We start from the raw sequence: 13,333 nt of genomic DNA, 5'->3' as shown, positions 1-13,333 counted from the left end.
CATACTCGTGCTAGCTCTGAAAAAGGACAGTCAGGGCAGGCACATGAGCGAACGTGAGAACGAAGACCGCAAGATCTCGGCAAGCGATCCGGTAATCAGGCTGACCCGCTACGCGCAGGTTCCGATCCTGGCCGGTCTGTCTGTTGCCATGGTGTTGTTTCTCGTCACCTTCTTCGTCGATATCTACGACGCGATCCAGAGCTTCGAGTTTCTGGATCGAAAGAAGACGATTCTGCTGATTCTCAATCTGCTCGACATGGTGTTCATCGCCAATCTGGTGATCATGGTCGCAACCAACACCTACAACACCTTCCGGCTGAAGGCGCTTGTGCAGGGCGATGACTACATCCAGCAGGGCGAGAAGGCCTACAGGCGGATGAAGCACCGGATCGTCTCGACGATCATCATCATCTCATCGATCCACGTGTTGAGCGAACTTCTGGAATTTTCCCAGACCACACCGCTTCAGGTTGCCGCCCTTCTGGGGTTTCATCTCGTCCTTCTGGCAACTTATGTGGTCACCAACGTCTTCAAGTCGAGCGACTGACGGGAAAGGACGGGCCACAGGCGTCTGAGGATGCCTGTGGCGCGAGCAGGCCGAAGAAGGACGTGGAGAAGGCCCCGGGCGGCAGGATCAGTTCCAGCCGCCGGCGTAGGTCTTGTAAAAGATGTGCAGGCCGACTTTGCCGCGTTTTGCCATGGATTTCGCCCACCGCGGGTTGACGTAGGTCGCATGATAGTGGGTCGAAGCGTCGACCATCTTCGAATAGCGCTTGCCGTCAGCGACATCCCTTGCCAGCTTCTGGGCCGTTGCCCAGGCGGTCGGGCTGGAAATGCGATCCTTGATACCATCGCAGGCAAAGGAGAACTGGCAGCGGTTGCGTTTGTGGCGGTTCTGGTAAACGACGCCGCAGATGCTGTCCGGGTAGGCCGGGTTCTTGACCCGGTTCAACACGACCTGTGCGACGGCCACCTGGCCATCTTCGCTTTCACCGCGAGCTTCGAAGTAGATGGCCTCGGCAAGGCAGCGCTGTTCTTTCTTGTCTCCAACGGACAACGGCAGCGGCTTTTGCGCCCACCAATGCGGGTTGTCGGGATCTTCCGGCGGCGGCAGCTCCTGCTCGTACATGGCAGCGCCGAACAGCGCGTCGAAGGGTTCCTTGGTTTCCTTCACGCTTTCAGGAGCGTAGGCGGAAACGAGGGAGAAGCTGGCGGCAGCGGCATTGCGAGCCATCATGACCTTTTGCAGGTCCAGCGGCCCACCTTCCGGGAAACCATCCTTGCCGTTGCTGGCGAGCATGCTGGTTTCCTGGGAGTTGAGCGGCTGCGCCTTGACGAAGGCGACGCGCGGCAGATCCTCGTGTTTCTTCTCCGTCGAGATCAGGCTCGACATGGCGTAGAGATTGCCGGCTGCCCTGTCGACCATCTGGCGGTCCGGCGCCATCGTGATCAGGCGGTCGCTTTTGGCGGTGCTGTTGGTGAGGATCGTATCGGGCACTTCGGTCGGCCTGGCGTTCATGGCGACCTCTTCAAAACCGACGAGTGGCTTGGCCTCGAAATCCTCATCTGCCGACGTCAGTGTCAGGATCGGTGCAGAGATATGGTCGGGTACCGGCGTCGTGCCGAGCGCCAGTTTCGGTGCAACCTTCGTCGTGAAATTCGCTGGCTCGAGATACATCATCCAGCGCGGCGATTCCGCCTTGCGTGAGTTGACGAGCGAAAAGATGTCCTGGTTTCCAACCGATCCGCCGATACCGAGCCAGACCAGTGGGCAGGCAACAAGAACATATTTGAGCCGGCGCATACGCGCACGGACCGGGCCGAAATCTTGTGTCACTTTAGAAGAAAACCGCTTTCCGTTGCGGGACTTAAGGCCAGACATACGCAGCCAACTCCAACTCGTTACACATCGTCCCGAAAACGCCGGACGAACAGCGTGAACGCTGTGTAAACAACGACGCTGAAATTGAAGATGTCTGCTTAACCTTGAAAGAGCGTTAATAAGACTGGAATTCGTGGAAAATCGTGGAAGTTTTCGCGTCGATAGGAGGAGTTATGGTTAATATTACTAAGGACTTAACTTTAATGGCCGTGTCGAAAAAAATCGCAGAAAGCCGTCAGCGTCCGCCTACACGAAGCCCGGGGGCAGGCCGTTCGCTCAACAATTGATGGCGGAACCGGAACAGGGCGGCCGGGCGGCCCCCGGTCGCGGTCGACGTTGCACCGGTCGGTTCAACAAGGTCGGCGTTTTCTACCAGGCGGCGGAAATTCTGCTTATGCAGATGGCGTCCCGAAATGGCCTCGACTGAGGTTTGAAGCTCGGTGAGCGTGAAGGTCTCCGGCATCAGTTCGAAGATCACCGGTCGGTATTTCAACTTGCCGCGCAACCGGGAAATGGCTGTCGCCAGCACCCGGCGATGGTCGAAGCGCATCGACGCGCCGAGAAAAGGCAGGTTTGACCGCCGCAGGGCCGCGGGCCGTCCATCGGTCCGGGCTTCTTCGACGAGGCCAGCCTCATAAAGAAGTTCGAACCGCTCCAGCGCCCTTTCTTCATCCCAGGAAGTCCCGCCGGTGCCAAAGGCAAGCCGCACCCGTTCCTGACGCCCAAGTGGTTTGGGCGGCTCACCCGAAGGCGGCGGTTCGCTGGACCAGGCGTCGAGAGCCGGCAGAATGTCCCGATCCAGGACCTCGGGACGTCCGGTGCGCCAGTCTTCCCAGGGGAAATAGTCGTACCAGGAACGCCATGCCGAATCGTGCCGCAGGAGCATGCTTTCCGAATCCGGGGTTTGACGTGTCAAAGCCAGATATCCGACCGAAACCACATGCGGTCCTTCATCACCGAAGACCCGGTGCCGGCCACGGTCGCCGAAAGTGTAAAGCTGTTCGACATATCCCAACCTCAGCGCGGTCTGGTTTTCCACCCAGGAACGCAGGCCGATTTCGAAGGTGCGGTGACGGATCGGGTCGAATGGACCAAACGGAAGGCTGTCGAGTGTTGCCTCACCCGGCGCATTCGTGCCGCTCTCTGCTCCGGTTTTCTGGCCTGTCTGTGTACTGGCCTCCTTCGCATCGTTCACGTGAACGATCTGGGGCAGGCCTCCGGCAACCGATACGATGACGGCATTCAATCCGATTTCAATATTGGCTTGCCGGTGGGGCATTGCGTCTCCGTGGTTGGTCGTCAGTCGATCGGCATGACAAAGGGGTTGCCTTCAAAGGCATTTGCACCGCGGCCGATGCCCCGGATGGCGTCGATCATGCGGCCATCACGGCCGAGGATCTTGTCGCCCATCGCAACAATCCGGGCGTTCGGTGTGGCCGACGGCGACCGTGTCCGAAGGATCTTCGCAAGATCGTATTCATCCGCATTCGGGTTGAGCGCACAAGCTGCCACATAGGCACCGGCCGTCGAGCGGCTGATGCCGGCCCAGCAGTGTATCACCAGCGGTTCCTGCCGGTCCCAGGATCTCACGAAGGACAGAAAAGCCTCCACTTGCCTTTCACTGGCCGGAACCAGCCCCTTCACCGGCGTTACAATGTCGTTGAAGGCAAGAAACAGATGGCGTTCCGGCAAGATACCGACGGGTGTCGGCACGCTCATTTCGGCGTTGATCAGGGTGATCACGGATTTCGCGCCGGTGGAGACCACCGTTTCGGGCAATTTAGACAAGGAACAAACGTGCAGCATGACAGAACCGGTTCTTCGTATCCGTCAATAAACTAGGGTCATTCGTGGGCAAGGTCACCCGTTAGCTTGTCTGCTTTTCGGGTTGTTCCCAGCTTCGCGCAGGGCTTCGATCTCTTCAAAGCGCTGCATGAACATTTCCTGGGCAGATTTCACCGGCAGAGGCTCAAGGCCGTAACGCAACTTGCCGTTCGCATCGAGCGGAAAACCACGTGGCTTGCCGAAAATCTTGGCAGCTTCGTCTTCGTCGAAACCGGCCAGTTCCACAGCCTCGAAATAGGCACAGATGATGTCGGCGCGCTTTGCGAGCTTCTTCACGGCCACGGGAATTGCCGCGGGCAGACCGAACCGCAAGTGGATTGCCCCCTGCAGGCGGGATTCCACCCCCTTGTAGGCTTCACCGATGACGGACTTGAAGGGAGATATCATGTCGCCGATGACATATTCCGGCGCATCATGCAGCAGAACAGCCAGGCGCCAGTGCGGCGGCAGGTCCGGTTTCAGCATCATGGCGATGTCTTCTACGATCAGCGAATGTTCCGCGACCGAGAAGGCATGGTTGCCATAGGTCTGTCCGTTCCAGCGGGCGACACGGGCAAGGCCATGAGCGATGTCGGAGATCTCGACGTCGAGCGGTGAGGGGTCCAGAAGATTGAGCCGTCTGCCGGACAACATGCGCTGCCAGGCGCGCGGGGGCTGGTCGGTTCGGGCAGAGGCCATCGGTCCTCAAAGATCTCGCGGTTTCAGTCCGCGGTGCTGGGCTCCGGCAAGGAAAACGATGCCCAGTCGGGCACCTTGACCAGAATCTCCGCGTCACCGCATTGCAGAGGGATGCCGTTGTCCTTGGCTTGGGCTACCTTGTCAAGACGGAGCAGGGCAAGGCCCACAGCGCTGTCGCCGGTACCGGCACTGGACCCGAGCGCCCCGACGGATTTGCCGCCGGCCATGATATCGGCGCCCTTTTCGGGGAGCATCGCGCCGCTTTCGATCTGAACGAACCGCTTGCGGGCGCTGCCCCGGTGCTGCATGCGCGAAACCACTTCCTGACCGACGTAACATCCCTTGGAAAAGGAGACACCGCCAAGCTGATCCAGATCGGCATCGTGAGGGAAAATATCCGAGTAGTCGTAGTCTTTCAGACCTTCCGGCACGCCTTTTGAAATGCGGTGAAGATCATAGGCTGCAACGTCCGCGGGGGAACCGTCGAGCATTGCGGAAAGATCAGCCACTGAACCGGAAATACGCATCCCGAGCGCTGGCAGCCGCGGATCCGTGACGCAGGCCAGGGCTGCCTCCGGACCAAGGTTCAAAGCGTTGCCCGCTTCCGAGGCGTCATCCCAAACCGCAATCACACCGATGTCTTCCGGCAGCAGTTCCAGTTCCACCTTTGCCCGCAGCCGATAGAATGTCAGCCGTTTCAGAAGGTCGGCTGCCGTTTCTGAGGGGGCATCCAGCAGATACCCGGTTTCGACGCGGTAAATCAGGAAATCGAACAGGATCTTGCCCTGGGGCGTCAGCAGGGCACCTGCGCGAGCGCCACCTTCCGTCATGCCGTCGATATCTGCCGTCACCAGGTTTTGCAGGAAATGCTGTGCCTCGGCACCGCCAACGCGGATCAACGAGCGGTCGGACAGGTGGGCATAGGACAGGGTCGACACGGCAGGCTCCATGGAACGGATGACTGATTCAGACAGGTTGACTGGCCAGTTTCACTTGAGTGCCACATAGGCGCTTTCCCCACCGTGGGCAAGGTTCTGAATCTGTCGGCCCCTGTCTGGTCCTTTGCCGCCGGGCCGCGTATAAGCCCGTTAAACCGACCTGCCGATAGACCCGAATTAACGCGGAGGAGCCACATGAGCGCGACCTATGACCTGATCCTGAAGGGCGGAACCGTAGTCAATCAGGACGGCGAGGGGCAGCGTGATGTCGCTGTTCGCGGCGGCCGGATTGTCGGCATTGGCTCCTTCGACGCTTCACAGGCAGGCGAAACGGTCGATTGCACGGGGCTGCATGTCCTGCCGGGCGTCATGGACACCCAGGTGCATTTCCGCGAGCCCGGTCTCGACCACAAGGAAGACCTGGAATCCGGTTCCCGTGCTGCCGTCATGGGCGGCGTTACCGCGGTCTTCGAGATGCCGAACACCAATCCGCTGACGACTTCCGAGGCAGCCCTTGCCGACAAGGTGCGGCGCGGACACCACCGCATGCACTGCGACTTTGCCTTCTGGGTCGGCGGTACGCGGGATAACGTCAAGGACATTCCTGACCTGGAACGACTGCCGGCGGCAGCGGGCATCAAGGTGTTCATGGGGTCTTCCACCGGCGACCTTCTGGTGGAAGACGACCAGGGCGTGAAGGAAATCCTGTCCGTAACCCGCCGCCGGGCGGCCTTCCACTCCGAGGACGAGTTCCGCCTGCGCGAACGTCAGGGAGAACGTGTTGAAGGCGACCCAAGCTCCCATCCGATCTGGCGTGACGAGATCGCAGCGCTTCAGTGCACCCAGCGTCTTGTGGGCATTGCGCGCGAAACCGGCGCCAAGATCCACATTCTGCATCTGTCTACGGCAGAGGAGGTCGATTTCCTGATCGACCACAAGGATGTCGCCTCCATCGAGGTGACACCGCACCACCTGACATTGACGGACGAAGCCTACCACCGACTGGGTACGCTGGTTCAGATGAACCCGCCGGTGCGTGCACCGCGCCACTCGGAGCGTCTCTGGTGGGCCTTGCAGCAGGGCATTCTCGACATCTTCGGTTCCGATCATGCCCCGCATCTTCTGGAAGAAAAGCAGAAGCCCTATCCGGCGTCCCCGTCGGGAATGACCGGTGTGCAGACGCTGGTTCCGATCATGCTGGATCATGTCAACGCAGGCCGCCTCAGCCTCGCGCGTTTTGTCGACATGACCAGTGCAGGCCCGGCCCGTCTTTTCCAGACGGCGCTCAAGGGCCGGATCGCAGTCGGCTACGATGCCGACTTCACCGTGGTCGACATGAAGCGCAAGGAAACGATCCGCAACGAGTGGATTGCCTCCAAGTGCGGCTGGACACCTTATGACGGCAAGGACGTCACCGGCTGGCCGGTTGGGACTGTTGTCCGCGGGCAGCGCGTCATGTGGGACGGCGAGCTGACGACACCTTCGCGTGGCGAACCTGTCCGTTTCCTGGACGGACTGAAAGCCTGAGAAAAGCCACTCCTGCGGGAACCGTTGGCGTGAATGGGCCGTTTTCCCATTCAGGCCCCGTTCACGTTGTGGCTGCTAGCTGTACAAAATGTGATGTGAATAACAGCCGCGAGCTGGGTAATGTGCGACTTTGCGGCTGAAAGGTCGAAGGAAACCAATAAGTAACCGTGTTTCCTAACCCGATCTACACAGATGTTGGTTACAGTTTTAATCGAGCTTTATGGGTATTTGCGTTGGGGAGCTCAGGGATGTTGTCATTGGAAATGAATAGCCGGAGCAGGCACAAGCGCTCGCTGCTCAACTTGACCGGTGCCGCAGTTATTTCGTTCGCCGCCATGTCGGCCGCATTCGCGCGTGACGCCGCTCCGGAAACGGATGTGGCAAGCGAACCGCCATTGCACATGCTGGTGTCGCTGGACGAGCAGAAGATCAAGGTCTATCGCGGCCTTGATCTGATCGAAGTGTCGTCGATTTCCTCCGGGAAGCGCGGCCACAGCACACCGACCGGTGTGTTTTCCATTCTGGAAAAGAGGCGCAAGCACTTTTCCAACCTCTACGACAACGCGCCAATGCCATTCATGCAGCGTCTGACATGGTCGGGTATTGCCCTGCATGTGGGAAGGTTGCCCGGCTATCCGGCTTCGCACGGTTGCATTCGTCTTCCGAAGGCCTTCGCACAATCGCTTTACAGCATGACCGAGCGCGGCATGCATGTTGTCGTGACACGGGGCGAGGCGAATCCGCTTGGTGTGCATCACGCTGTATTGCCGCAGCCCTATGTGCCTGAAACCGAGGTCGCAAGCCTGACGGACGAGACCATTGCAGCCGATCCAGCTCTGCGTGGTGCCATTCAGGAAGCGCCTCTGCAGGCTAATCTGCCGGCCGTACAGCCGGAAAATCCTTATTTCGATCAGCCTCTTCGGATGATCATCACGCCACAGAAAGCACCAAGCCGTATTCAGGTGCTGCAACAGCTGCTCAACCAGATGGGCTTCAATGCCGGTCCGGAAGACGGTGTCATGGGCCGCAAGACCCGTGCAGCGATCAGCCTGTACCAGGAAGGTGCCGAACTGCCGGTAACCGGTCAGCTGACCAATGCGCTTGAGTTCCGCATCCATGCCGATGCCGGATACGAAGAGCCGAAGAATGCAACGCTGCGGATCCGTCGCAAGTTCCGCGATGTCTATTCCGCCCCTGTCTCGATCAAGGATATCGACCAGGAAATCGGAACGCACGTTTTCACTGCCATGGATTTCAAGCCAGGAGACTCGTCGGTCGAGTGGATGGCGGTATCTGCCGAAGGTGAACGCGGTGGCGCGTCGATGGACGTTCTCGACCGGATCGAGATGTCCAAGAAGGTCGCGCTTGAAGTTTCCAGGATGCTGACCCCGGGTTCGTCCCTGACGGTCACGGACCGAAACTTCACCCGCAACACGGGTCTTGGCACCGACTTCGTGGTTATCACGCGCTAGGTTCGGATCTCCCAACGGTCTGGACGGAAACACAGCCCCCGCTTCGGCGGGGGCTTTTTTGTTTCGTTTCCGCCGGGGAGGAAGGCTTCCCATCGATGAAGACGCTCCTGACTGCCGAGGCAGGTCTTCACTGGCGGTTTATTATCCGGATAACGGCTCGATTCTCCGCAAACGTCACCAAACTGTCGCGTCCGTCACGTATCGGAAGGCAGTTTATTGGCGCAGGTGACTCGGGAGAAAGACATGGCGCAGAGCACGCTCACCGCATCGAAGAAACGTCTCAAGAATGCGGTTCACCGTTCCGAAGCCACCTCCAAGGACGGTTTTCTCGAGCGCCTGTTCACATTCGCCTTCAAGGGCCTTGTCTATCCGCAGATCTGGGAAGATCCGGATGTGGACATGAGGGCTCTTCGCCTGACGCCGGACTCCCGAATGATCACCATCGCGTCGGGCGGCTGCAACGTCATGTCCTACCTGACGGCAAATCCGGCCGAGATCACTGCGGTGGACCTCAACCGTGCACATGTGGCGCTGGGCCGGCTGAAACTGGCGGCAGCCAAGCATCTGCCGAATTACGAGATCTTCTACAGGTTCTTCGGCGAAGCAGACGAAAAGGCCAATGTTGCCGCCTATCAGCGGTTCCTGAAAGACAAGCTCGATCCTGAAACGGTCGCCTACTGGGAAGGCCGTGACATGGCCAATTGGGGCCGCAAGAGGATCACGCTGTTCTCGCGCGACCTCTATCATCACGGTCTGCTGGGCTATTGCATCGGCGCGGGACACCTGGTCGCAAGGCTCTATGGCATCGACCCGAAGCACATGGTCAAGACCAGGTCGCTGGAAGAACAGCGCACTTTCTTCGATACCGCACTGGCACCGCTGTTCGACAAGCGTCTGGTGCGCTGGGCTACGTCCAAGAAGATGTCGCTCTACGGCCTCGGCATTCCGCCGGCACAGTATGACGCCCTGGTATCGGCCAGTGCCGAACGCGACATGTCCGCGGTTCTGCGTCAGCGGCTTGAGAAACTCGCTTGCGACTTCTCCATGCAGGACAACTATTTCGCCTGGCAGGCCTTCGGCCGTGGCTATGCTCCAAGCAGTCAGGACAGCACCGGTCCGGCCGGGCCTTTGCCGCCATACCTAAAGCGCGAGCATTTCGAGGAAATCCGTCAGCGTGCGGGCCGGGTCCGTGTGCTCAATCGCAATTTTACCGAACACCTTCAGTCGGTTCAGGACAATACGCTTGACGCCTATGTGCTGCTAGATGCCCAGGACTGGATGACAGACCATCAGCTCAATGCACTCTGGACCGAGATAACGCGGACCGCGCTTCCAGGTGCCCGGGTCATCTTCCGCACCGCTGCCGAACCGACCCTTCTGCCGGGCCGCGTATCCGACCAGATCCTGAACCGCTGGACCTACGAGGAAGAGGAAAGCCTGGAGCTTGGCCGTCAGGACCGCTCCTCCATTTATGGTGGCTTCCATCTTTATGTGTTCAACGGCTAAGCTGGCCGTCCTGCGTACGGAAACATAGCGTCATGACCCAAGCCGTCGAAACAGCCCGGCTGATGGATGCCGTCTATCGCCATCAGCGCCATTTTTACGACCTGACCCGCAAGTTCTACCTGCTCGGGCGCGACAAGCTGATCCGAGAGCTTCAGCCGCCGCGAGACGGCGTCGTGCTGGAACTCGGCTGCGGCACCGGCCGGAACCTGATTGCGGCTGCAAAAGCCTATCCGGACGTTCGTTTCTACGGTCTCGACATTTCCAGGAACATGCTGGAAACCGCCCAGAAGAACATCGACAAGGCAGGCCTGACAGACCGTATCACGCTTGTGGAAGGCGATGCCGCAAACCCGGCGGCGACGGAAGGCTTTGGTGTTCCGGCTTTCGACCGCGTCTTTTATTCCTATACGCTGTCCATGATCCCGATCTGGCGCGAAGCATTGGCGGCAGGTGCCGCGCGGCTGGCGCCGGACGGGCGGATCCACGTGGTCGATTTCGGTCAGCTGGAACGCTTGCCTGGCTGGTTCAAGCGCGTCCTGTTTGCCTGGCTCAAATCCTTCCACGTATCTCCACGAGCTGACCTGGAAGGCGAGTTGAAAGCCCTGGCTGCCAGCATCGGCGCAGTTGCCTCTTTCCATCGCCTTTACGCCGGCTACTCCGACTATGCGGTGATCTCGAAATCGCAGTAACCGACGCACGGAAAACACGTCGGATCGCTACAGAACCGGCGTCGAAGTTACGGACACCCCTGTTCGGCCCAAAGCCGCAACGCATTCTTGAAAGTGCCGCCGTAGGGGTGCTGTTTCTCGATGGTTCTGGACTTGTCTGCGACATAGGTCTTGGCCTGGTCGCACAGGTTCGCTTGCTCCCATTGATGACAGGCGGCACAAGTCTTGTCCTTCCAGACCGCTTCCGGCAGGCCCTCGATCGGCGGGAATTTCGGCGATCCGGTGATCAGCTCCGAAATGCTTCGGGTGGCGATATCCGGCTCTCCCATGGCAAGGGGAGCGTTGAATGCTATGACGGCTGACGGTTCCCCCGGATCGGCGGCAGGTGAGCCTTGCTCGGCGATGGCCGGCGCGTCTTCCTTTTGCGGCTGATTGGCGACCGGATCCGTGCTCTGCTCCTTGTTGACGATCGTTTGCAGCTCCAGGCGAGCGAGTTCGGCAAAGGCTCCGTTCGGATATGCGTCCAGATAGGTTTGATAGGCGCTTGCGGTTCCCTCTCGGCGCGCTGTTTCGATCATGTCACGCTCGCTTGTCTGGGGCGTGGCTGGTTCGGATTCCTGTTGTGGGGCAGGAGTCGCCTGCGCGGTGGGCTGCGTTTCCTTTTCCATCAGGGCCGTCAGGAGTTCCCTGGCTTCTGCGGAGTATCGGCTGTCCGGGTGCGCGCGCAGGAACAGGAGGACCTGCAAGGGGTCCTTGCTGAGTTTCACCGTGTCCCAGATCTGGCGCAGCTCGACTTCCTCGGCAGAGGGAGCCTTGGCGGGGACAAACTGAAAATCAACGGTGAGGGAGGATGTATCCCACGGGGTCTGCTGGTTGCCGGTCTCCTTCAGAACATCGACCCGCACCGCCTTGAAAAGGGTTTCGACGGGCATGCCGGGTGTCGGCATGTGCCGGGCCAGCGCTTCGGTGAAGGGGCTGTTGCCGCCGATACCATCGAGCGCGATGTCGCCCGGTGCGGTGGAATAGGAGAGGAAGGTGCCTCTGGGAGCCTTCATTTCTGCCAGACCGTTGTCGCTGAGGTCCGGGATGGAAACGAACGGATTGTTTCGGCAGGCATCCAGAATGACGATGTTGGTCCGGTTCCGTGCCGAGAACATCTGCCGCAGAACGGCCTGTGCAGGGACACCGACCAGGCTGAGGTCGGCAGCGTCCTGAAGTTCGATATCGACCGGAAGGAGAAAGTTTGCACCGAACGATTGCACGCCGTGGCCGGCATAATAGAACAGCCCTGTTGCATCCTCGCCCGCGGCCCGCAACTTGCTGCCGAATTGCGAAATCGCCGTGATCATCTCGTTCTGGCTGGAGTCGGTGACGAGGGTTACCTCGAAGCCGACCTTGCGCAGCGCGTCGGCCATCAGGTTTGCGTCGTTTACCGGATTGTCCAGCGGCGTCACGGTCGTGTAAGCGCCATTGCCGACAACCAGAGCCAGCCGCGGTTCCGCGTGAGCCCTCTCAGACAGCGCGCCAATGGTCACTGTCAGTGCCAGGAGGATTGCGATTGCAAAGCGGTGCATGTTGGACCTATTCGACAACGACAAACTCTATCCGCCGGTTGCGTTGCTTTCCTTCCGCGGAGGTGTTCGGAGCTACGGGACGGCTTTCGCCATACCCAACACTCCTGATCCTGCTGTCGGGAACGTTCTTGGAGACTAGATACTGCTTGACCGCGCCCGCCCGGCGTTCGGACAGAGCCAGGTTTGATGTATCGCTGCCATCACTGTCGGTATGTCCTCCGACTTCAATGGTCAGCTCCGGGCATCTCATGATGATGTCAACGAGGCTGTTCAGGAGTGGCTGGCTTCGCGGATCAAGCTGCGAACTGCCGCTTGGAAAGTAAATGTTGTCCGTGCGGGACAGGATCTCGAACCGGCCGGTGCAAGCCTCGTTGTCCAGGTTGCCTTCCGGTTCAAGCGCGGTGCTTGCAGCTGGCTGAGAAGCGGCCGCCTGCTGGGTCTGGTCGTCGGCATCGTCCTCGTCCGTTTCGCCCGATTTGCGGGCGAAGACGAAATCGAAGGAGACCGTTGCCGATGGCACGATGACGACGCCGGCGGCTTCCTCGAGCTTCTTGATACCGCCACCGAGGGCGAAGTCGGAAGCTGCGACAGACACCGGCGCGGTGCTCGAAACGGCAACCAGGTCTTCGCTCAGATAGGTCACCGTAACATTGGCCTCGAACGGTTTTGAGACGCCGTGAAGGTCGAGATTGAAGGCAAGCGGGATCGTCTTGCGTTTGACGGTCGGAAGGTCAGCCAGGGCTGACGCATCAATTTTCGTCGAGATGACGGCTTCAGGGAACTCGAACGTTTCGAAGAAGAGAAACCGCATGCGCACGTTTCTGAGGTCGATTTTCGTATCGATCGAGTCAAGAAAGATGCGGACGCTGGCGTTGCCGGTATCGTCAATGCCGCCTTCAAATTCCGCGAAAGAACTGGATTCCACAATGGTCAGGTTCTTGACCGACTGGAACCGCAGGGAAGATGCATCCCGTTGCAGGGTCCAGCCGCCTTCAAAGAATTCTTCCGATGCATTGGCAGGCGACTGAATAAGGACCACTGTCACCAGCGCAAGGAAGAGCATTTTCCAGGCGAACCGCACACCATTCATCTTCCTACCCCTTCAACCCGGACAGCGTTGATCGCCAATTTTCGTAGCGTCCTGAAAGTTTTACAACGTCAGCGGGGGAATGCAACGGGCCGCTGCCGGGTTTCCCGTATTGGTCGCTCGGGTTGGTAAAGAAGCCGGCAGGCCAATGCTCCG

12 protein-coding genes are annotated in these 13,333 nt (G+C 59.5%); 5 read left to right on the top strand and 7 right to left on the bottom strand.

What is annotated here, in order from left to right; all coding sequences use genetic code 11:
- The first annotated feature begins 43 nt into the window (after positions 1–43).
- The gene (locus B0E33_RS05925) at positions 44–547 is read left to right on the top strand and encodes a YqhA family protein (RefSeq protein ID WP_062491880.1); all 504 of its coding nucleotides are present in this window, start codon (positions 44–46) and stop codon (positions 545–547) included.
- Positions 548–634: 87 nt separating this feature from the next.
- On the opposite strand, the gene B0E33_RS05920 is transcribed toward B0E33_RS05925, so the two are convergent.
- From B0E33_RS05920 to ygfZ, 5 genes are all read right to left on the bottom strand, one after another.
- A complete protein-coding gene (locus tag B0E33_RS05920) occupies positions 635–1,804 on the bottom strand; it encodes a cell wall hydrolase (RefSeq protein WP_208997769.1) in 1,170 nt (389 codons plus the stop codon).
- Positions 1,805–2,117: 313 nt separating this feature from the next.
- Positions 2,118–3,161 carry an NUDIX hydrolase gene (locus B0E33_RS05915; RefSeq protein WP_077290689.1) on the bottom strand — a complete coding sequence of 348 codons (1,044 nt, stop codon included), beginning with the start codon at positions 3,159–3,161 and terminating at the stop codon, positions 2,118–2,120.
- A gap of 20 nt (positions 3,162–3,181) precedes the next feature.
- Positions 3,182–3,688 (bottom strand): tyrosine phosphatase family protein, encoded by a 507-nt coding sequence (locus B0E33_RS05910; RefSeq protein ID WP_023001925.1) that lies wholly within the window; start codon positions 3,686–3,688, stop codon positions 3,182–3,184.
- Positions 3,689–3,742: 54 nt separating this feature from the next.
- Positions 3,743–4,405 carry a YfbR-like 5'-deoxynucleotidase gene (locus B0E33_RS05905; protein ID WP_055657932.1) on the bottom strand — a complete coding sequence of 221 codons (663 nt, stop codon included), beginning with the start codon at positions 4,403–4,405 and terminating at the stop codon, positions 3,743–3,745.
- 23 nt (positions 4,406–4,428) lie between these two features.
- Entirely contained in the window at positions 4,429–5,343 is a 915-nt protein-coding gene (gene ygfZ, locus B0E33_RS05900; RefSeq protein WP_228148063.1) for a CAF17-like 4Fe-4S cluster assembly/insertion protein YgfZ, read from the bottom strand.
- A 195-nt stretch (positions 5,344–5,538) separates the two neighbouring features.
- Between ygfZ and B0E33_RS05895 the strand changes: the two genes are divergently transcribed.
- The 4 genes from B0E33_RS05895 (at position 5,539) to B0E33_RS05880 (ending at position 10,537) form a co-directional block, all read left to right on the top strand.
- On the top strand, positions 5,539–6,870 hold the full coding sequence (locus B0E33_RS05895) for a dihydroorotase (RefSeq protein ID WP_023001922.1): 1,332 nt from the start codon (positions 5,539–5,541) through the stop codon (positions 6,868–6,870).
- Between the two features lie 248 nt (positions 6,871–7,118).
- Positions 7,119–8,342 (top strand): L,D-transpeptidase, encoded by a 1,224-nt coding sequence (locus B0E33_RS05890; protein ID WP_031269699.1) that lies wholly within the window; start codon positions 7,119–7,121, stop codon positions 8,340–8,342.
- A 243-nt stretch (positions 8,343–8,585) separates the two neighbouring features.
- Positions 8,586–9,848 (top strand): BtaA family protein, encoded by a 1,263-nt coding sequence (locus B0E33_RS05885; protein ID WP_077290686.1) that lies wholly within the window; start codon positions 8,586–8,588, stop codon positions 9,846–9,848.
- Between the two features lie 32 nt (positions 9,849–9,880).
- On the top strand, positions 9,881–10,537 hold the full coding sequence (locus tag B0E33_RS05880; protein WP_077290685.1) for a class I SAM-dependent methyltransferase: 657 nt from the start codon (positions 9,881–9,883) through the stop codon (positions 10,535–10,537).
- A gap of 47 nt (positions 10,538–10,584) precedes the next feature.
- Here B0E33_RS05880 and B0E33_RS05875 read toward each other — a convergent pair whose 3' ends face one another.
- Complete coding sequence (locus tag B0E33_RS05875) at positions 10,585–12,090, bottom strand: caspase family protein (RefSeq protein ID WP_077290684.1); 1,506 nt, start codon at positions 12,088–12,090, stop codon at positions 10,585–10,587.
- A gap of 7 nt (positions 12,091–12,097) precedes the next feature.
- Positions 12,098–13,180, bottom strand: coding sequence for an OmpA family protein (locus B0E33_RS05870; RefSeq protein ID WP_077290683.1), 1,083 nt, complete (start codon positions 13,178–13,180; stop codon positions 12,098–12,100).
- Positions 13,181–13,333 lie beyond the last annotated feature (153 nt).

Source organism: Roseibium algicola (assembly GCF_001999245.1).
Classification (GTDB): Bacteria; Pseudomonadota; Alphaproteobacteria; order Rhizobiales; family Stappiaceae; genus Roseibium; species Roseibium algicola.
Note: the sequence above shows the minus strand (reverse complement) of the source record. Positions and strands in the feature narration are given on the sequence as shown.

Bases quoted from the DNA above. Each gene is read 5' to 3' on its own strand.
- B0E33_RS05905 (WP_055657932.1), bottom strand. From the start codon at position 4,405: ATGGCCTCTGCCCGAACCGACCAGCCCCCGCGCGCCTGGCAGCGCATG.
- B0E33_RS05885 (WP_077290686.1), top strand. From the start codon at position 8,586: ATGGCGCAGAGCACGCTCACCGCATCGAAGAAACGTCTCAAGAATGCG.
- B0E33_RS05875 (WP_077290684.1), bottom strand. From the start codon at position 12,090: ATGCACCGCTTTGCAATCGCAATCCTCCTGGCACTGACAGTGACCATT.
- B0E33_RS05870 (WP_077290683.1), bottom strand. From the start codon at position 13,180: ATGAATGGTGTGCGGTTCGCCTGGAAAATGCTCTTCCTTGCGCTGGTG.
- B0E33_RS05895 (WP_023001922.1), top strand. From the start codon at position 5,539: ATGAGCGCGACCTATGACCTGATCCTGAAGGGCGGAACCGTAGTCAAT.
- B0E33_RS05920 (WP_208997769.1), bottom strand. From the start codon at position 1,804: ATGCGCCGGCTCAAATATGTTCTTGTTGCCTGCCCACTGGTCTGGCTC.
- B0E33_RS05890 (WP_031269699.1), top strand. From the start codon at position 7,119: ATGTTGTCATTGGAAATGAATAGCCGGAGCAGGCACAAGCGCTCGCTG.
- B0E33_RS05880 (WP_077290685.1), top strand. From the start codon at position 9,881: ATGACCCAAGCCGTCGAAACAGCCCGGCTGATGGATGCCGTCTATCGC.
- B0E33_RS05910 (WP_023001925.1), bottom strand. From the start codon at position 3,688: ATGCTGCACGTTTGTTCCTTGTCTAAATTGCCCGAAACGGTGGTCTCC.
- B0E33_RS05915 (WP_077290689.1), bottom strand. From the start codon at position 3,161: ATGCCCCACCGGCAAGCCAATATTGAAATCGGATTGAATGCCGTCATC.
- B0E33_RS05925 (WP_062491880.1), top strand. From the start codon at position 44: ATGAGCGAACGTGAGAACGAAGACCGCAAGATCTCGGCAAGCGATCCG.